The sequence below is a fragment of the Dinoroseobacter sp. S124A genome (assembly GCF_049801015.1).
Lineage (GTDB): Bacteria > Pseudomonadota > Alphaproteobacteria > Rhodobacterales > Rhodobacteraceae > Dinoroseobacter.
In genome coordinates this window covers 529,638-547,637 of record NZ_JBNAGD010000001.1, presented here as the reverse complement: position 1 = coordinate 547,637, position 18,000 = coordinate 529,638, and the positions used below count along the sequence as shown (strand labels likewise).

Sequence of the window (18,000 nt, the reverse complement as noted above, 5' to 3'; positions counted from 1 at the left end):
AGGAAACCCTGCGCCTGACGGCTGCCGTCGGCTTTCTGGTGCTGTCGCTGTTTTGCTGCAACGTACTGCTGCTTCCGGATCGGGACCGCGACAGCCGGATGCCGCTGGCGTTGTTCTTCATGGCCAGCGCGGGCGAGCTTCTGGCGCTGCCGGTCTCCGTCCTGTTTCCCGCAAGCCCCCCGAGCTTTGCGACGCTTGCGCTCGAACTGGCCGAGATCCCGCTGACAATGGCGCAGCCCTTTCTGCTATGGCTCTATGTTCACCGCCTGACCGCGGACAGGACGCAACCGGCGCAGCCCCAGCGGCTCCTGTGGCATCTGCTGCCCATCGGGTTTGCCTGTGTTGTGTATGTTTACGTGCTCCTCCTCCCCCCGGCGCTGCAGGCGGGTCTGTATCCCGGCGCGCAGAGCCTTGGGATCTGGCAGATCATCGCCTTTGCGGGGTTCTATGGGGCGACGGCGGTGTTCTATGTGCTGATCCCGATCTATGCCGTGCTGATCCTGGGCAGGCTCCGGCGGTACCGAACTCGGCTGAAGGATCTGTTCGCCAGCACCGAAGGGCGCGAGCTCGCCTGGGCCTGGTGGCTGACGGCGGCGGTCTGTGTGTTCTGGCTGTTCAATCTGATGGCGATCCTGGCCACGGAACTCGCGCTGAGTTTTCCGGGCGTGGGTCTGCTCGACTCCCTGACAGCCGCGATTCTCGTCCGCTTCGGTCTGATCTGGAGCGTCGCCCTCTGGGGGACGCGCCAGCGGCCCGGGCTCGTGCCACCGCCCGCGCGGGCGCCGGAGACCCGGGACCCGCCCCCGCCACCGCCCGGCCCCCTGCGGAAATACGGCCATTCCGGGCTGAGCGACGACCGCCTCGACCGGATCGCATCGAAGATCGACGCCCTGATGCAGGACGGGAAGCTCTATCTCGAACCCGATCTGTCGCTCTGGGATCTAGCGGAACGGATCGGGGTGACCACCCATTACGCGTCGCAAGCCTTAAACGAGAAGATCGGCTTGCGCTTCTTCGACTATGTGAATGGCTGGCGTGTGCGTGAGGCCGCCGACAGGTTGCGCAGCACGGACGCGACCATTCTGGCCATCGCCTATGATGTGGGGTTCAACTCCCGGTCCTCCTTCTACACCGCGTTCAAGCGCGAGATCGGCATGACCCCCTCGCAATACCGCAGCGCCGCCTAGCCTCGGCTCGCCTGAGCGCAGCACTCGGGCCGCGGGACCGCCGGTGCGAACACGCAGGATCCGCACCCGGGGGGCGGTCAGAGCATCACGCGGCGGGCCACCCCGATCCGGTCGAGAAAGGCCGGGTCGTGGCTGACCACGAGGATCGCGCCGTCATAGGCGTTCAGCGCAGCCTCGAGGGTTTCCACCGCGTCGATATCCAGATGATTGCTCGGCTCGTCGAGGATCAGGAGCTGCCTTGGCTGGCTATGCCCCAGCGTGCAGACCAGGGCCGCGCGCATCCGCTGCCCGCCGCTGAGCGCACCGATGGTCTGGTCCGCATCGGCCCCACGAAACAGGAACCGCGCCAGCACGGCGCGGCGGGCGTTCTCGCTGGCCTCCGGATCGAGCCGGGCAAAAGCCTCCCGGACGGTCTCGTCCGGGCGCAGCAGGCTCAGGTCCTGATCGATCCGGGCGGCGGGGACATGCAAGGCGACGGTCCCGCCCTGAGGGTCAAGCTGCCCGTCGATGCAGGCCAGCAAGGTCGACTTGCCCGCGCCGTTCGCCCCGTGGATCGCGACCCGCTCCGGTCCATGGATGGCAAGCGACACCCCTTCCAGCAGCGGCCGGTCGGGGTGGTATCGGAACCGGAGGCTGTCGACCGTCACAACCGCGCGCCCGCGCCCGAGCGCGCAGGATGGCACCGCCATCAACAGGGGCTCAAGCAGCTCCACCGCCGCGCGTGCGGCCTGAACGGCGGTCTCTGCGGCCTCGGTCTGGCGGGTGTGCAGCCGCGCAGCGGAGCGGGACGAGCCTTCGCTCCGCTCCTTTGCCGCGTCCAGCACGAGCTTCGATTGACTGCCCGAGGCGCGCAACTGCCTGCCCTGCCGGTCCGTGCGGGCCTTGCGTTCCGCCGCCTGCTGCGTCTGGGCATGGGTCTCTTTCAACGCCTGTTCCGCGCGGGTCAGATCCTGCGCGGCGGCTGCCAGTTCCGCTGCCTTGGCCGCAGCATACTCCGCATAAGGGCCGCCATATGTGCGTGCCCCAAGGCGGGTCAGCTCGACAATCGCGTCCATCTCGCCCAGCAGCGTCCGGTCATGGCTGGCAATGACCGCGCATCCGCGCCAGTCCCGCAACGCCGCGATGACCGACTGGCGGCCCGCGCGGTCGAGATGGTTCGTCGGCTCGTCCAGCAGCAGCGCATCCGGCTTTGCAAAGAGCAACGCGGCGAGGCTCGCCCGCGTCCGTTGGCCGCCCGACAGCCGATCCAGCCGGGTCTCCAGCGGTTGATCGAGGCCCAGACGGCCCAGCGCGCTCTGCAGCCGCGCCTCAAGGGTCCAATCCGCCGTTGCGAGATCCTCGGCGGTGGCCTGCCCAGCCTCGGCGCGGCGCAGAAGGGCAAGTTGATCCGCCATGCCGAACAAATCGGCAAGGCGCGCCCCCTCCATCCGTTCCGGGGTCTGGCGCAGGAACCCGATTGCCGGAGGGGCGGCGATGCTGCCCTGATCCGGGGTCAGCTCCCCGGCGATCAGACGCAAGAGGGTCGTTTTTCCGGTGCCGTTGCGACCGACAAGGCCCGTGCGAACAGGACCGAAGGTCAGCGTCAGATCGGAAAAGAGAGGTTCGGAAGTCGGAGTATGCCAGCCCAGACCGGCAATAGAGATGGTAGACATGGTGTATGCTCGCAGGAAAGAACCGAAGAATGCTCAGTCAGTGCGTGCGGTATCCATGATCTCTGTCTCCGGTCTTGGCCTCCCTCACAGGTAGTCCCGCCCTCCGGTCCGTGCAAGGAGAACCACCCGCGGGGGTCTCGCCCCGGGGCTGGAGGGTAATGCTCAGGGCGCAGGGCGTCCCAGCTCCATGGAGAATTGCTCGTGCAGGAGCGTCTTGATCAGATCCGGCGTCAGAGAGGATTGTCCGAGAGCAAAAACCCCCATCAGCCCATCGATCTGCGCCGAAATCCGCCACGCGGCATGCTGCGGGCTGTCGCATTCCGCCGCGCCATCCGCCGCGCATTGTCGGAGCAACTCGACAATCGTGTCATGCCACCGCAGATGCCCCGCCTGGATGATGGCCGCGAGATCAGGATCCCGGCGCGCCTCTTCGATGGCATCGAGCCAGAGCTTCCAAAACCGCAACTCCGGGTCAGAGATCATCCAGTCGATGAAGCGCGCAATCATCGCGTCCGGCGGGGCCTCGGACAGAACCGCCTGCAGCGCGCAGATCTCCCGGTGGATGAATGTCTCGACAACCTCCGCGCGCAGGTCCTTCCACGTCGCGAAGTAATGGTGCAACAGGCCCGACCCCACCCCGAGATGGCGCGTCACATCCCGGGTCGCGGTGGCTGCCAGACCTTTCTCGAGGATGACCGCATAGGCGCCCTCGACAATCTGCGACCGGCGTTCCTGTCCTGACAATCTTGCCATGGGCCCCCCTTGACATCCGTCGGCATACTGAGCACCTGCTCAACTGAGCATATGCTCAGAAGTATGAGAGAGTGCCATGGTCCGTGAAGTCAAGCGCCCGGTGGCGGCAGCCGGGTCTCAGCCCCGCGCCCGCATCGCGTCGGGCGCGCCCGCCCCGGACGCATCCGAGGGCGAAATCGGACAGCCGCGCCTAGGTGCCACGCCGGTCAGCCGCGCCAGACGTGCCCCACGGGAGGCACCCCGTGACCGATAGGACCTCCTCCCTGCGGCAGGCCAAGAGCCTGTGGATTCACGGCGCGGGGCTGTCCGGTGCAACCTGGCGCGGGGTGACGGCCGACCTGCCCCGGGCCGTGACACCGGATCTGCCGGGGCATGGTGCGGCCCGTCCGATCACGCCACCCCGTGTCGAGGGCTTCGCTGACCAGCTATCTCCGCGGGTCGAAGACGACATGGTTCTGATCGGGCATTCCCTTGGCGGAATGGTCGCGCTCGAGATGGCGGCGCGCCACGGGCGCGGGCTTCGGGCCTTGGTCCTGATCGAAGCGGTGCCGACCGTCACCGACCGCTGGACCGGACGGGTGGGGCCACGTCTGGCGCGTCCTTTGCTGAAACTCCTGCCGCGCCCCGTTCTCGCAAAGATGGCCGGGGCGGGCCAATCCGAAGATGCCGCGCGCGAGGCCCGGCGCTGGCTTGCGCAGATGCCCCGCGCGCGCCTTCTGGACGCTTTCGACGCCGCCCGAACCTATGACGGACGCCGTCACCTTGCGCGCGTAAAGCTCCCGACACTCGTGATTGTGGGCCGGCAGAACCGCGCCACCCATCGTGGTGCGCGCTTGATGGCCGACGGGATGGATCGCGCCGAATTCGAGAGCCTGCCCGGAGGGCACATGCTTCATATCGACAACCCGCAGGGGCTGCGCCATGCGATCGCGGCGTTCCTTGCGGGCATCCCGGCCACGTGATGTCGCGGGCCGTCTCCCCAGACCGAGAGGTACCCCATGAACCGAAAGCAACGCTCCACCTTCGCCATCATCATCGCGATCGCGGTCGCGATCCTGGTGGCCATCACCCAAGGCGGCTGACGACGTCATCTGCAGCCGCCCCATCCGGCGCATTCGGCACCACGCGGCCCCCTTCCCAGCCCGCGCCGCATTCGACGGCGCGCATCAAGAAACGGACCCCAAAATGACCCCCTCCCCCTGTCTCGGCATCGCGCGCGCTGCGCGTCTCATCGCCATTCTCGCGCTCTCGCTTGCCGCGGTGACCGCAGGCGCACAAGCCCAGACCGTCCTGCGCGAGATGCCGGAGCAGGTCGATCGCGCCCGGCACTACATCTTCTATGTCCATGGGCGCATCATTGAGACCGAAGGGCCCGAAGCAGTCTCGGAGCGGTTCGGGCCCTATGATTTCAAGGGGATCACCGAGGGTCTGGCCTCCCGTGGGCAGACCGTCATTGCCGAGCTGCGCGCCCCCGGCGGGCTGGACTATGTCGACACGCTCGCGGCCCATATCCGCGGGATGCAGGGCGCGGGTGTTCCGGCGCGCAACATCACCGTCGTCGGGTTCTCCAAAGGGGGATACATGGCGCTCCGGGTGGCGCAGGCGCTGCAGGATCCGGAAGTGAATTTCGCGATCCTTGCGGGCTGCATCGCCGAGGCGATCTCTGGGGAGGACCTGTCGGGCGATGGTCTGGACGGACGCCTTCTGTCCATGGCCAATAGCGCGGATACCCTTGGCTTTCCCTGCACGCCACTCTTTGCGCGCAACACCCATCTTGCGAGCCCGGTCTCCGTGGTGTTCCACGAGGGGTCCGGTCATGGTCTGTTTTAGGCCGCGGACCCCGTCTGGATGACACCGCTGCTGGACTGGATCGAGGCCGGCCTCTAGCACCGGGCCGGCGACGCGGATCGCCTGCGCGAGGCTGCGCGGTATGGCAGGACCCCGGCCCTGCGCCCTCTGACCCAACGGGGTGCTGGACACGCACGCGACACGTAAGGGATCCATGCCAACGCCACGGATCACAAGCCGCGCCCCGTCGCAGGGCGATGCCTCGTTGTCCACGGAGATGCGGATCCGCTCTATCCCGTGGTCAGCGCGATGGAGCTTAATACCGGTCTGCCGGATGCGCAGCTTTGGATCCTCCCCGGCGGCGGCCATTGCCCCATCTTCGGCGATCAGGCCCAGCCCTTTGCCGAGCTTGCGCTGCGGTTTCTGACCTCGGACGGGGCGGCGTGATCGCACCCGCCGATCCTGCGCAGACCCGGATGACCGGCGAGATGGCCATCGGCCCGAGCTTCGCGGCGCGCGCAGAATAGGCCGTCATCGGCGCATAGCCGAAGCCGGTTCACCATGCGGACAGGCGCAAGGGGTCGCGCCCTGTCTTTGGGAAGAGGACGCGCGCCGCCTGCCCGCGCCGCGCCTGAAACGCGCACCGCCGGGGCTTGCTGAAGGGGACGGCTCGCGCTTGTGCCGCCCTCTCCCCGATGCCTTGGGCTCTGCCCCCTCGGACTGGGCGGTCCGTTCAGACGGCGTGAACGGCAGGAATGTCCCAGACCTCGCGCACCTTGCCGTCGATGATCCGCCAGACCAGAACCACATCGAATTCCATAGCCGTGGCCCCGTCGCCCAGCCGGTTGCGGGTTTGCACCACAACCAGCTCGTCTCCCACAGCCCAGGCGCCCTTCGGGCTCACGTTGAAGACGCCCTGCCCATAGCTCCGGACCTTGCCAAAGAACTCGGCAATCCCGCTCAGGCCCTGATAGGCGCCCGCCAGTTCCGGAGCGTTCGGGTTGAAGAAATGCCATGTCACGTCGGGATGAAAATGCGCCGTATCCGCGCCCATCTCCGCGATGTTTATGGACGAGATAAGGTCGATATTGGCGTGCTCGAGGGTCATGGAATACCTCTTTGGTTGACCTGTTCGGGATGAAGGAGGGTGACGTCGGACGGAAGCGGCTGGGCAGAGATCCAGGCCGCAACGATCCGGGCGGCGAGGTCGGGATCATTGAGACACCAGCCATGGCCAGCATCCCCGATGATCCCGGCCCTTGCGTGGGCGCCTAGGGCCGCGACGCCAGAGAGGCTTTTGACAACGGCCGCCGGTTCCTGCGACCCGGCAAGATACAGGCTGCGTACGGAATGCGCCGCCATCAACTGCTCCGGATTGGCCCGCAGGACAGCCCGCGCCAGATCCCGGACCGTCGCGGGTGTGGCCCAGCCCTGGCCCTGCGGATCGCTCAGGGCTCCGGGATCCGAAATGCCCGCCAGCCGCCCCGCGACGCGGCGCAAGGCACGGACCCCGAGAAGCGGGTAGACAAGCTGCACCGCTGCCTCCATGGCCCGGGGATGGCGCAGCGCGCGCAGGACAACGCCCGAGATCACAGCCGACCGGATCGGGATCATGTGCTGGGCGAGCAAGGTCATCGCCACATAGCCCCCCAAGGACAGCCCGAACAGATGCACCGGCGCGTCCTCGCCCTCAAGGCGCGTCGCAATATCCTCGGCGCAGCGCGCCAAGCTGGAAAACGTCTGTCCGCGGTTTGCCCCATGCCCGCGCAGATCCGGCGTCAGGCAGCGATACTGCGGCAAGCGTTGCGCGATGGGGTGAAGAGATCGAGATGACATCGCTCCGCCATGGAGCATCACCAATACCTGTCGGTTTCGGGTCATTCCTCGCCCCTTCCCTTGGGTGCCTGCGGATGTCCAAACGCGCAGGCCTCGATACGGTTTTTGAGCCGGTTTTGCCCCGACAGCCACCACGCGCGATCCGCCCGGAGGTCGCATCCAGCGACCCGTGGCGTATGGCGTCTACCCACCTGAGCAACCGCTCAACTGAGCATGTGCTCAGCGCGAAGCTCTATGTCAAGCCCGCAGCCCTTGCCGCCAGAAATCAGAAGAAAGCCTGGGCAATGATCTGCCGAAGACGGCGTCCGGAGCCCCATGCCGGGCAGCCCCTTCCCCAGGACAGCCCGATGCGCGGAGTGGTCATGGCCCGCGCAAGGATGACTCGCGGGGGTCTCGTTTGAACGCCCCGGACCGAGGCAGCTTGAGGCCTCGCAACGCGCGAAAACATGCGCTTGCCGGTGACATTGGCGGCGCCACGTGCCGCGACGGATCTGTTTAGTGCTCCTTCAGGCGGTGACTTGCTGGCCGCTCCCGGATGCGGCGATGCATGCATCAAGGGGCCGGTCCGGCGACGCCATAGACCCGGTGGCCTGCCCCCTCCTCTGCCAGAGCGTCCACGAGGAATTGCGCAAGGCTGGATCGCGACACCGAGCTGCCACCGGTCGGCAGGGCCCCGAGGGTCGCGCGGTAGCCCAGCACCTCGTGGTCGGTCAGAAACCCGCAGCGCGCGACAGTCACCTGCAACCCCGACGCGTGCAAGACATGCTCCATGCGCTCTGCGCTGTGCACCACGGGCCGGACCATCGCGGCCAGGAGCTTGTTACGCAGGCTCCGGCGCGGAAAGAGCAGCGCGCTGGAGGTCACCACGACCCTGTTCACCCTTGCCTCAGTGGCGGCGGCGACGAGGGCCTCGGCGGATCGCCAATAGACCGATGCGGCGCTCCGGGTCGGACGGCGCCCACCAAGCGTGGAAACCACCGCATCCTGTTCGCGCAGGATCTCGACCAGAGCCCCGCGCGCGCAGGGATCTGCGACCTCCATACGCAGCCGGTCATGGCGCAGCGCAAGACGCTTGTCTGGCCTGCGTACTACCGCCGTCACCCAATGCCCCCGGTCCAGAGCAGCCTGCACCACGCGCCGCCCGGTTCGCCCATTCGCCCCAAGGACAACAAGTCTCATCTCGCGCGGCTCCGAGGGGACCGGGCCCACCCCCATGATGTGCCATCAGCGACTTGCGCCGTGATTGCCCATGCATTTTTCAAAGGTGAATTGACCAAATACGCATTCTCAGCATGCAAAAATCGTATATATGCGAGCCATGGGTTTTGACTGGGATCTGGCGCGCACATTCCTGACCGTTGCGGATGAGGGCTCTCTCTCGGCGGCGGCGCGGGCGCTTGGCCAGACGCAACCGACCATCAGCCGACAGATCGCCGCCTTCGAAACCGCGCTGGACGCGACCCTGTTCGAGCGGACGGGACGCTCGGTCGCCCTGACGCCCTTCGGGGTCGAGTTGCTGGACCATGTGCGCGCCATGGCGGAGGGGGCGGATAGGGTCTCGCTCGCCGCGATGGGTCAGTCTCAATCGGTGGCGGGTCAGGTGCGGATCACGGCCTCCGAGCTGCTCTCGGCCTTCGTGCTGCCGCCGATCCTGCGAGAGATCCGCGACCTCGCCCCGCTGCTGGAGGTCGACATCGTGGCCGATAACGGGATCAGAGACCTTGCGCGACGCGAGGCCGATATCGCGATCCGGCATGTGCGGCCGGAGCAGCCCAACCTGCTGACCCGACGCCTGCGCGCGGAAACCATGCGGTTCTATGCCAGCCACAGCTATCTGGACGCGCATGGCATGCCGGACATGGCCAGTCCCGGCGATCATCAGATCATCAGCTATGTGGAGGCGGACCGAATGCTCGGCTACCTGCGCCCGGCGGGCTTTGACCTCACTCGGGCGAATGTCCGGTTCACCACCTCATCGCAATACACAGCACTTGAATTGGCGCGGGCGGGTTTGGGGGTGATCATCCTGCCGGTCCGGATGGCCGCGACGCTTCCCGATCTGCGCGAAGTTCTCGGCGACATGGCGCCCTTCGAGGTGCCGACCTGGCTGGTCACCCATCAGGAGATGAAGACCAGTCGCCGGATCCGGCTGGTGTTCGACCATCTGGCCGAGAGGCTGTCCTGAGCGCGGGCGCGCTCGGCGGGTCAGGACAGCGCCTCCCACAGCATTTTCGTGGCGCTGATGCTCAGGAACAGGGCGAAAACCGCTCGCAGCCGCTGCGCCACGAGGCGATGGGCGATCCGCGCCCCGAGGGGCGCGAAGAGGACCGTGGCAATGGAAATGGCAAGCGCGGCAGGCAGGTTGATATAGCCGAGCGAAAACGGCAGCAGACCCGGGATCGCGGACCCCGCCGTGGCGTAGCCGAGACTGCCCAGCACCGAAATCGCCAGGCCAAAAACTGCGGCCGTGCCCACCGCCTTGTGGACCGGACAGGACAGCAGGGTGAGGACCGGCACGGCCAGGGTCCCCCCGCCGATGCCCATCATCGCCGAAAGCGCGCCGATGGGTCCCGCGATGGCCGCGCGCTGCCAGAGCGCTGATGGCGGCGCCTCGGCAAGGGTGACCGGCTTTGGGTTCAGCATGCTGAGCGCGACGATCAGGGCGATGACGCCAAAGACCAGTGCAAGGACCCGCGCATCGGCCTGCGCCGCCAGCCCACCCCCGAGAATGGCCCCGAGCACGAGAAACGGCGCCCAGGCGCGGACCAGCGCCATATCGATGGAGCCCTTACGCCGGTGGGCCAGCGCAGACGAGATCGAGGTCGGAATGATCGTGCAAAGCGATGTGGCCACCGCGAAATGCATGGCCACATCCGGGGCGACGTCCAACAAACCGGCTTCGGTCAGCCAGTAGAGCACCGGCACGATCACGATCCCACCGCCGACCCCGAGGAGCCCCGCGAGGGTGCCGGCCATGGCCCCAACCCCCAGCAGGATTGGCCCAACCGTGACCCAGGTCGTCATATCCATTGGTGAAGTCTCCGGGGGGGGCTCGGGCTTGGCGTGCGGTTCAGGCCGCGCTCAGCGCAAGCGGGGCATGCGGGGGTGCGCCCGGGGCCCGTGCGGGGGCCCCGGGGCGCGGGCGGCGCGCTCTAGGCGGCCTCGCCCATTGGAAACGGCGCGTCGATATCGCATTCGGCGGCGATCTTGTTCAGCTCTTTTTGCAAGGCCGGGTTCAGGGTCAGTCCCGTCTTGCGGCGGGCCTCGGCCTGGGCGGTCTTGCCCTCGCCGGGCAGTCGTACCGGGTCATGGCCCGGCAGAGGCTCCGACGCGCGCATCTCGTCAAAGATGCGGGTCGCAGTCGCCGCGAACTCCTCCGCCATGCCAAAGGCTGCGGGATCCAGCGCCATGACGCATTGCCCGGTATTGGTCGAAGAACTGGTATCGGAGGTGAAATCCACCACATCCCCGCCAAAGGCCGCCCCGTTGAGCACCCCGGCCATCAGACCGATCGCCACCGAGAGGCCGAAGCCCTTGGGCCCGCCTATTGGCAGCAGGAAGCCCTCGGATTTGCGCGCCGGGTCGGTCAGGGGTTTGCCATCCCGGCCCACCATCCAGCCTTCGGGCATGGGCGCCCCCTGTTGCAGCAGGGTCTTGATCTTGCCCATCGCGGCCACGGTGGTCGCCATGTCGAAGACAAAGGGATCCGCCCCGGCGGCGGGTGCGGAAAAGGCGATGGGATTGGTGCCCAGCAACAGGTCGCTGCCCCCATAGGGCGGCACGTGGTTTGCACTGCCCACCGCAGCGGCCATGCCGAGCAGACCGGCCTCGGCCTGCGGACGGACATAGAGCGCGAGCGGCCCCGCATGGTTGCCCCCGCGCACACCGACCCAACCGATGCCTGCGGCGCGGGCCTTTTCCATGGCCAGATCGCGGGCGGCGGCCATGGCCAGATGCCCCAAACCATCATCGCCGTCGATCACGGCCGTGGCCACGGTTTCATGGACGACAGAGATCTGTGGCGTGGGGTTGCAGCCGCCCCCGGCCAGCCGCGCCATGTATTGGCGCAGCCGGAACACCCCATGGGTGCCATAGCCGAACACATCCGCCTCGACCATCAGGGCGGCCACCTTGGTTGCGTCGCCCTGCGGCACGCCCCTGCTCCGCAGGGCCTGAGCCACGAAGCCCTGCAGGGCGTCGACCGGGATCGGGTCCGTCTCAGCCATCATGGGACCCCACGGTTTCCTTCTGCCAGAACACCACCTTGCGCTGGGTCCATTGCACGATCAGGTAGAGCGTGAGCCCCACGAGGCTGAGATAGAGGATCAGCGAGAACACGCGCGGCGTATCCAGCTGCGAGGCGGCGACGCGGATCAGCTCGCCAAAGCCCTTGCCCCCGCCGAGAAACTCGCCGGTGATTGCCCCGGCCATGACGCCGACGGCCCCGATCTTGAGCCCGGTGAAGATCTGCGGCAACCCGGTGGGCAGCTTCATCTTTATGAGCGTCTGCATCCGGCTGGCCCCCATGGTCTTGAACAGCATCCGGGCGTTCTCATCCGCCGAGTGCAGACCGGCGGCAGTACCCACCACGATCGGGAAGGTTGCGATGAACGCGGCCAGGGCCACTTTCGATTCAATGCCAAACCCGAGCCACGCGACGAAGAGCGGCGCGAAGGCGACCTTGGGCATCGTATCGATGGCCACCAGATAGGGCATCACGGCTTTCTCGCCGAAGGCCGTCTCGCCCACCAGAACCCCGAGCGAGAACCCGATGGCGATGGCCAGCGCAAACCCGTAGATCACTTCCTTGATCGTGATCCAGAGCGAGCCGAGCATGTACCCGCCCGAGAGCAGGTTCTTCCCGACAAAGACCATATCCTCCAGCGTCTCCCAAGGGGTCGGCAGGATGATCGGCGAGACGAGCCCGAGGCCCGTCACCAGTTGCCAGGTCCCGATAAAGACGAGGAACACGAAACTCATCGCGATCCAGCGCGGGACGGAATCGATGAAGGCCACTTCCTGGACCCAGACGGTATCCTCGTCATTGGCCTTGAAAGACAGGTTGCTTTGCACGTCGCTCACATGTTCTCTCCCTTGTCCAGAAGGCCGCGAATATGATCGACGATCTCGCCGAATTTGGGCGTCGTCATCATGTCCAGCGTGCGCGGACGCGGCAGGTCGACCTCGACGATTTCCGCCAGGCGTCCGGGGCGTGGTTTCATCACGACGATCTCGTCCGACAGGATCACCGCTTCCTGAATCGAGTGCGTCACGAGAAAGGCCGTGGCGTCCTGCTCGCGGCAGATCCGCTGCAATTCCATGTTCATCATGTCGCGCGACAGCTCATCCAGCGCGCTGAACGGCTCGTCGAGCAACAGGACCGCCGGCTCGGTGATCAGCATCCGGCAGATCGAGGCCCGCTGGGCCATCCCGCCCGACAGCTCGTTGGGATAGACATTCTCGAACCCCTTGAGACCGACAATCTCGAGCAGCTCATAGGCCTTGTCGAGCGCCTTCTTGGCGGCGGCCTTGCCATCGCGGATCTCGATCGGCAGGACGATGTTCTCAACGGCGGTTTTCCAGGGAAAGAGCGTTGCCTGCTGGAACATCATGCCGATGTCGCGGCGCGGCCCGATCACCGGTTTGTCCTGCAGGATTACCCGCCCCTTCGAGGGGGGAATGAGGCCCGCCATGATCTTCAGCAGGGTGGATTTCCCGCAGCCACTGGATCCGATCACGGAAGTAAAACTGCCCTTGCGCAGGGTCAGGCTGACATCCTCAAGCGCGACAACGCTGTTGCGCGCGTAAGTCTTGCTGACATGGGTCAGCTCATAGACCGGCGCACCCAAGGGTGCGCCGGAATAGTCATGGGCCAAGACCGCGGTCATCAGTTGACCGCCTCACGTCCGATCTTGGCGAACTCGTTGGTCCAGGCGGCGCTCAGATCTTCGAGCGGCCCGTCAACTTCGCCACCGGCCACGAGAGCGTCCTGCCATTCCTGCCAGACCTCTGCCGGGTACCAGCCGAGACCTTCGCCGCCCTCAGCCGGGATCGTCTTGGAGCGCACGGCGTCAAACAGGGCGGCCTGGAACTCCTTGTCCTCGCCCTCTTGCGGGTTGCCCGCAGCGAGATGGGCCAGCACCGCCTCGCGGTTCGCATCATCGAGCGCAAAGGCATGGCCCTTGGCGAAGGCCCGGCTCCACGCTTCGACGAGCGCGCGGTCGTTGCGGATGGTGTCCCCCAGCGTGGCGATCCCGTTGCCGAAGAAACGCCCGAACTCCGCCGGGGTGATGTCGCGCACGGCCATGCCGCGCTGGTTCAGGATGGCCGTATCGGCGGTGGAGGCGGAATAGGCCTCGATCTCGCCATTCAGGAAGGCCGCCGTTGCCGGGCCGCCATCCCCGACGGTGAGGAATTCGTAATCCTCGCCATCCTTCATGCCTGCGCCGGTCATCACATTGCGGGCAAAGCCGACCTCGGCGCCATCCGCGGTGCCGGTGCCGATCACCTTGCCGCGCAGCTCCTCAACGCTCTGATAGTCCGAGCCTTCCTGCACCGCGATGCCGAAATTGGAGCGTGCAGCCACGTTATAGATATGCACTGCGTCCACACCGCGGGTCCGCGCCGCGATCAGCGGGCCCGGGCCCGGGCGTCCGAAATGGGCCTGCCCCGCCGAGAGCGCCTGCAGAACGGCACCGGAGCCGTTGATCGCCTCGACCGTGACCTCAAGGCCTTCTTCCTCGAAGAACCCTTCGCCAATCGCCACGAAAACCGGGAACGAGTTGATGGCCGAGGGGCTCGGTTGCACAAAGGTGATCTTGCGCAGGTCATCCGATGCGAATGCCGGCGCGCCAAGGGTCGCCACAAGGGGCAAGCTCGCCACCAGTGCCGCCGAGAGTGCTCTTCTGTTGATCATGTTCGTCTCCTCCAAGTTGGTCCAGATATGGCCGTCATGCCCAACGGCCGTGTCAGTGCGTCATGCAACGCGCACTGTGTTCTTCAATTGCCCGATATCGGTGATCTGACAGACCACGGTGTCGCCTGGTTTGAGGTATTGCGGCGGGTCCATCGCGTAGCCCACGCCCGACGGGGTACCCGTCGCGATGATGTCCCCCGGCTCCAGCGTCAGCCCCTCGGACAGAGAGGCGATCAGGGTCGGGATGTCGAAAATCATGTCATGGGTGCGCCCGTCCTGACGCACCTCGCCATTGACCGACAGGCTGATCGAGAGGTTCTGCGGGTCGCTGATCTCGTCGGCGGTGACGATCCACGGACCAATCGGGCAAGAGCCATCCAGGGATTTGCCCTTGAAATACTGCCCCCCATGGCGCCGCTGCACGTCGCGGGCCGTGATGTCATTCAGGATCGTGTAGCCGAAGACATGCTCAAAGGCGCGCTCCTTGGGGATGTCGCGCCCGGCCTTGCCGATCACGACGGCCAGCTCGACCTCGTAATCGATCTTCTCCGAGACCGCCGGAAAGATCAGCACATCACCGCCATGGCCCACAACCGCCGTGGCAGGCTTGGTGAAATAGACCGGATGATCGGTGATCCCGATCTTGGCCTTCTGCGCCCGCTCGCCCTCGGCGATATGTTCGGCATAGTTCCGACCGACGCAGAAGATGTTCTTGCGCGGCGCATGAAGCGGCGCGAGGAACGGGTGATCCGCCGAGACGACCGCCTCTGTATGGCCACCAGCCTCCGCCTCATCCACGATGCGCTTGAGTTCGGCCAGCGCCTCGGGTCCGGCATCAATCAGGGCCTGCAGGTTGCCACTGCGCAAGGCTGCGCCGACGGCCCCCGGAATATCCCGGGTGGTGGCTGCAATCTGCAGGGCCGACCCATTGGACAACAAGACAACAGCCAAAGGGGTCTCGCCCATGGCGAGGGTCGCGAGTTTCATGCCATTCTCCTCCCAAAGAACGGGTCTGCGGTGTTTCCTACGCGTTTCCCCTGCCCCATCCATGGTCGGATCGGGCCCCCAAAACGCGGTTTTCCTCTGGGCCGCAGAACAACTTCCGTGCATTGATAAGGAGCGCAGATATGCTCTCGCGCAACCAACCAATATGGCAATTGGGTGAAATTGAGTGACGCAATCCAAGGAACTCGTCGGCCGGATACGAGACCTGATCACGGACAAGGGCTACACGCTGAGCGACCGTCTCCCGCCGGAACGGGATCTGTGCGAGACGCTGGACGTATCGCGGCATTCTTTGCGTAACGCCCTGTCAGAGATGGAAAAAAGCGGGTTGATCTGGCGCCATGTGGGACGCGGCACCTATGTGGGGCCCCGCCCGATCCTCAATCTCGACGATGTTCTCTTCCTGCGCGATCTGGTCACGCCGGAACAGGTCGTGGCGGTGCGCTTCACCATCGAGCCGGAGCTGAGCCGCCTGGCCGCGCGCCATGCAACAGCCGCCGATCAGGAGCGCATGGAGCTCTGCGCCGATCGCTGCCGCACATCCGAAGACTGGCGGACCTATGAGGCTTGGGACAACAACCTGCATCACGCGATTGCCCGCGCCGCGCGCAACCAGCTTTTTCTCTACTTCTTCGAAACTCTTAACTCCGTGCGACGCTCTATCGTCTGGGGCCAGAAACGGGATACGGACAAGCCGCATCCGGGCTATTCCAGCTTCCGCGAGCATGACGCCATCGTCTCGGCGATTGTCTCGGGCGATGGCGATTTCGCCGCGCGCGCCATGACCGTGCATCTCAAGTCGGTCTATTCGCGCTTTCCGCACGACTAGGGCGATGGCGCGGATCCGGCCAGCGGCGACCGTCAACCAATTCAGGAAATGGTTGGGCTAGGGACGCTTCTGTTCTTCTACATATCAGGCTTAGACACCGGGGCGCGTCCCCGGGGTCCACGCGCCCCATCGCCCTGGCGGCGGTCGGGATCGTCCCGGACCGGCTCGAGCAGCCCGGGCGCGTTTCTTGTTCTTGCTCAGGAGGAAAGCAATGTCCGATCATGTCATCCCTGCACCCCAGGTGCATACCATCCCGACCAGCGATGGGGGCCGTTTCCCGGTTCGGCGGGTCTATTGCATCGGCCGCAACTTCGCGGCCCATGCTGTCGAGATGGGGCATGATCCGGATCGCGAGCCGCCCTTCTTCTTTCAAAAGAACCCCAACAATCTCGACGCGTCCGGCGAGTTCCCCTATCCGCCCCACACCTCTGATGTGCATCATGAGGTCGAGCTTCTGGTCGGGCTGAAATCCGGCGGCACGAATATCGCGCTGGAGGAAGCGCTGGATCATGTCTGGGGCTACGGGGTGTCGCTCGACATGACCCGTCGCGATCTGCAGGGCCAGATGAAGAAGATGGGCCGCCCCTGGGAAATCGGCAAAGCCTTTGAGCGGTCCGGACCGGTCGGCCCGCTCCTGCCGGTCTCCGAGGTGGGGCACCCGGATCAGGGGCGCGTGGCGCTGGTCGTCAACGGAGAGATCCGTCAGGAAGGCGACCTGAACCAGATGATCTGGAAGGTGCCGGAAATGATCTCGTATCTCTCGGAGTATTTCGAGCTTCAGGCGGGCGATGTCATCATGGCCGGGACCCCCTCCGGCGTGAATGCCGTGGTCAAGGGCGACGTGATGGAAGCGACCATCGATGGTGTCGGATCGCTGACCGTCACCGTGGTGTAAGACATCCGCGCGCCTCCGCGTCCGATCCCCTGTGATCGGGCGCGCTGGAGCATCCGCGCGCAACCACCGAACTCCGTACGGGGCGACACCGCCCCTGCCCCAGCGGCTGTACACATATAATCGATTTTGCAATTTCAGTGCTAAAAAATCGATAAAATATAGACGCGGCCTATTTTCACCGATACTTTTGATCACATCCATAGGGAGGAGGAGATCATGCGAAAGCTTATTCTTGCAGCGGCGCTGTCGGCGGTGACAGCCCTGCCAGGCGCGGCAGAAGAGATGCGGATCGGGACGGCCAGCCTCGGCGGCGCGTTCTACCCGATGGGCCAATCCATTTCGAACCTCGTCAACAAATATGCCGGGGGTGACATCTCGATGGTGCCGGTCGTGACCGGTGGCTCGGTCCAGAACCCGCGGCTGATCGACAGCGGCGAGGTCGAAATCGCCATCACGAACAACAACTTGGCCAAGCTCGCCGTGGCGGGCAAAGGCCCCTACAGCTCGGGCGCGATCGACCTCAAGGCCGTTGCGGCCCTGCACCCGTCGATCCTGCACATGATCACGCTGGAGGGCTCGGATATCGAGACCTTCGAGGATCTCAAGGGCAAACGGGTCGCCGTAGGCCCGGCGGGCGGCGGGACGCTCGGCTTCCTGAACTTCCTCTTGCCGATGCATGGCATGAGCGTTGACGATTTCACGCCGAGTTTTCTGAGCTATTCCGACGGGTTCAGCCAGCTGACCGACGGCAATGTGGATGCGGCCCTGGCGCTGTCGGGTTATCCCGCAGGCGCGGTGATGCAGGCCACGGCCGGGGCGGACCTCAAGTTCATTCGCTTCTCGGAGGGCAAGCTGGACGAGGCGATCAGCAAGAACGCCGCCTACAGCGCCGTCACGGTTCCGGCAGATGTCTATGGCACCCCGTCCGATGGCGCGGTTCTGGGCGTGAACAACATGCTGGTCGTGCCCTCGGACACGGATGCGGATGTGGTCGAGGCCATCGCCCGCGCGGTTTTCGAGCATCTCGACGAGTTCAAGGCCGAGAACGCAAATGCCCGGCAGATCGATCCTGCCATGTCCACATCGCTGGCCATCGACCTGCATGAAGGCGCGGCGCGCTACTTCGGGCAGTAACCGGC

19 protein-coding genes are annotated in these 18,000 nt (G+C 65.7%); 8 read left to right on the top strand and 11 right to left on the bottom strand.

All coding sequences use genetic code 11. The features are described 5' to 3' along the window. The first annotated feature begins 38 nt into the window (after positions 1-38). The gene (locus ACP15I_RS02545) at positions 39-1,187 is read left to right on the top strand and encodes a helix-turn-helix transcriptional regulator (protein WP_424973773.1); all 1,149 of its coding nucleotides are present in this window, start codon (positions 39-41) and stop codon (positions 1,185-1,187) included. Between the two features lie 77 nt (positions 1,188-1,264). Here ACP15I_RS02545 and ACP15I_RS02540 read toward each other — a convergent pair whose 3' ends face one another. Together ACP15I_RS02540 and ACP15I_RS02535 are read right to left on the bottom strand one after the other, a co-directional pair. Further along, complete coding sequence (locus tag ACP15I_RS02540; RefSeq protein ID WP_424973772.1) at positions 1,265-2,839, bottom strand: ABC-F family ATP-binding cassette domain-containing protein; 1,575 nt, start codon at positions 2,837-2,839, stop codon at positions 1,265-1,267. Positions 2,840-3,001: 162 nt separating this feature from the next. Next, positions 3,002-3,592 (bottom strand): TetR/AcrR family transcriptional regulator, encoded by a 591-nt coding sequence (locus ACP15I_RS02535; RefSeq protein ID WP_424973771.1) that lies wholly within the window; start codon positions 3,590-3,592, stop codon positions 3,002-3,004. Positions 3,593-3,834: 242 nt separating this feature from the next. Here ACP15I_RS02535 and ACP15I_RS02530 point away from each other — a divergent pair, with 242 nt between their 5' ends. The 3 genes from ACP15I_RS02530 (at position 3,835) to ACP15I_RS02520 (ending at position 5,827) form a co-directional block, all read left to right on the top strand. Beyond that, complete coding sequence (locus tag ACP15I_RS02530) at positions 3,835-4,554, top strand: alpha/beta fold hydrolase (RefSeq protein ID WP_424973770.1); 720 nt, start codon at positions 3,835-3,837, stop codon at positions 4,552-4,554. A 223-nt stretch (positions 4,555-4,777) separates the two neighbouring features. After that, a complete protein-coding gene (locus tag ACP15I_RS02525; RefSeq protein WP_424973769.1) occupies positions 4,778-5,422 on the top strand; it encodes a hypothetical protein in 645 nt (214 codons plus the stop codon). A 168-nt stretch (positions 5,423-5,590) separates the two neighbouring features. Further along, positions 5,591-5,827 carry an alpha/beta fold hydrolase gene (locus ACP15I_RS02520; RefSeq protein WP_424974108.1) on the top strand — a complete coding sequence of 79 codons (237 nt, stop codon included), beginning with the start codon at positions 5,591-5,593 and terminating at the stop codon, positions 5,825-5,827. 286 nt (positions 5,828-6,113) lie between these two features. Here ACP15I_RS02520 and ACP15I_RS02515 read toward each other — a convergent pair whose 3' ends face one another. The 3 genes from ACP15I_RS02515 to ACP15I_RS02505 all read right to left on the bottom strand — a co-directional run bounded on the left by ACP15I_RS02515 (position 6,114) and on the right by ACP15I_RS02505 (position 8,395). Further along, positions 6,114-6,488: a nuclear transport factor 2 family protein gene (locus tag ACP15I_RS02515; protein ID WP_424973768.1), complete on the bottom strand. Its 375-nt coding sequence runs from the start codon at positions 6,486-6,488 to the stop codon at positions 6,114-6,116. Continuing rightward, the gene (locus ACP15I_RS02510) at positions 6,485-7,261 is read right to left on the bottom strand and encodes an alpha/beta fold hydrolase (RefSeq protein WP_424973767.1); all 777 of its coding nucleotides are present in this window, start codon (positions 7,259-7,261) and stop codon (positions 6,485-6,487) included. The genes ACP15I_RS02515 and ACP15I_RS02510 overlap by 4 nt, the downstream gene beginning before the upstream one ends. Positions 7,262-7,768: 507 nt before the next feature. Beyond that, the gene (locus ACP15I_RS02505) at positions 7,769-8,395 is read right to left on the bottom strand and encodes an NAD(P)-dependent oxidoreductase (protein ID WP_424973766.1); all 627 of its coding nucleotides are present in this window, start codon (positions 8,393-8,395) and stop codon (positions 7,769-7,771) included. A 139-nt stretch (positions 8,396-8,534) separates the two neighbouring features. Between ACP15I_RS02505 and ACP15I_RS02500 the strand changes: the two genes are divergently transcribed. Next, positions 8,535-9,401: a LysR family transcriptional regulator gene (locus tag ACP15I_RS02500; protein WP_424973765.1), complete on the top strand. Its 867-nt coding sequence runs from the start codon at positions 8,535-8,537 to the stop codon at positions 9,399-9,401. Between the two features lie 20 nt (positions 9,402-9,421). On the opposite strand, the gene ACP15I_RS02495 is transcribed toward ACP15I_RS02500, so the two are convergent. From ACP15I_RS02495 to ACP15I_RS02470, 6 genes are all read right to left on the bottom strand, one after another. After that, positions 9,422-10,246: a sulfite exporter TauE/SafE family protein gene (locus ACP15I_RS02495; protein ID WP_424973764.1), complete on the bottom strand. Its 825-nt coding sequence runs from the start codon at positions 10,244-10,246 to the stop codon at positions 9,422-9,424. Positions 10,247-10,368: 122 nt separating this feature from the next. Next, the gene (locus ACP15I_RS02490; protein WP_424973763.1) at positions 10,369-11,442 is read right to left on the bottom strand and encodes an Ldh family oxidoreductase; all 1,074 of its coding nucleotides are present in this window, start codon (positions 11,440-11,442) and stop codon (positions 10,369-10,371) included. Next, positions 11,435-12,298, bottom strand: coding sequence for an ABC transporter permease (locus tag ACP15I_RS02485; RefSeq protein ID WP_424964538.1), 864 nt, complete (start codon positions 12,296-12,298; stop codon positions 11,435-11,437). The genes ACP15I_RS02490 and ACP15I_RS02485 overlap by 8 nt, the downstream gene beginning before the upstream one ends. Next, complete coding sequence (locus tag ACP15I_RS02480; RefSeq protein ID WP_424973762.1) at positions 12,295-13,104, bottom strand: ABC transporter ATP-binding protein; 810 nt, start codon at positions 13,102-13,104, stop codon at positions 12,295-12,297. The genes ACP15I_RS02485 and ACP15I_RS02480 overlap by 4 nt, the downstream gene beginning before the upstream one ends. Beyond that, on the bottom strand, positions 13,104-14,132 hold the full coding sequence (locus ACP15I_RS02475) for an ABC transporter substrate-binding protein (RefSeq protein WP_424973761.1): 1,029 nt from the start codon (positions 14,130-14,132) through the stop codon (positions 13,104-13,106). Before ACP15I_RS02475 ends, ACP15I_RS02480 begins: the two co-directional genes overlap by 1 nt. Positions 14,133-14,192: 60 nt before the next feature. Continuing rightward, entirely contained in the window at positions 14,193-15,119 is a 927-nt protein-coding gene (locus tag ACP15I_RS02470; RefSeq protein WP_424973760.1) for a fumarylacetoacetate hydrolase family protein, read from the bottom strand. A gap of 184 nt (positions 15,120-15,303) precedes the next feature. Here ACP15I_RS02470 and ACP15I_RS02465 point away from each other — a divergent pair, with 184 nt between their 5' ends. The 3 genes from ACP15I_RS02465 to ACP15I_RS02455 all read left to right on the top strand — a co-directional run bounded on the left by ACP15I_RS02465 (position 15,304) and on the right by ACP15I_RS02455 (position 17,995). Further along, positions 15,304-15,966, top strand: coding sequence for a FadR/GntR family transcriptional regulator (locus tag ACP15I_RS02465; protein WP_424964542.1), 663 nt, complete (start codon positions 15,304-15,306; stop codon positions 15,964-15,966). Between the two features lie 211 nt (positions 15,967-16,177). Further along, on the top strand, positions 16,178-16,861 hold the full coding sequence (locus tag ACP15I_RS02460) for a fumarylacetoacetate hydrolase family protein (RefSeq protein ID WP_424973759.1): 684 nt from the start codon (positions 16,178-16,180) through the stop codon (positions 16,859-16,861). 216 nt (positions 16,862-17,077) lie between these two features. After that, positions 17,078-17,995: a TAXI family TRAP transporter solute-binding subunit gene (locus ACP15I_RS02455; RefSeq protein ID WP_424964544.1), complete on the top strand. Its 918-nt coding sequence runs from the start codon at positions 17,078-17,080 to the stop codon at positions 17,993-17,995. The last annotated feature ends 5 nt before the right edge of the window (positions 17,996-18,000 follow it).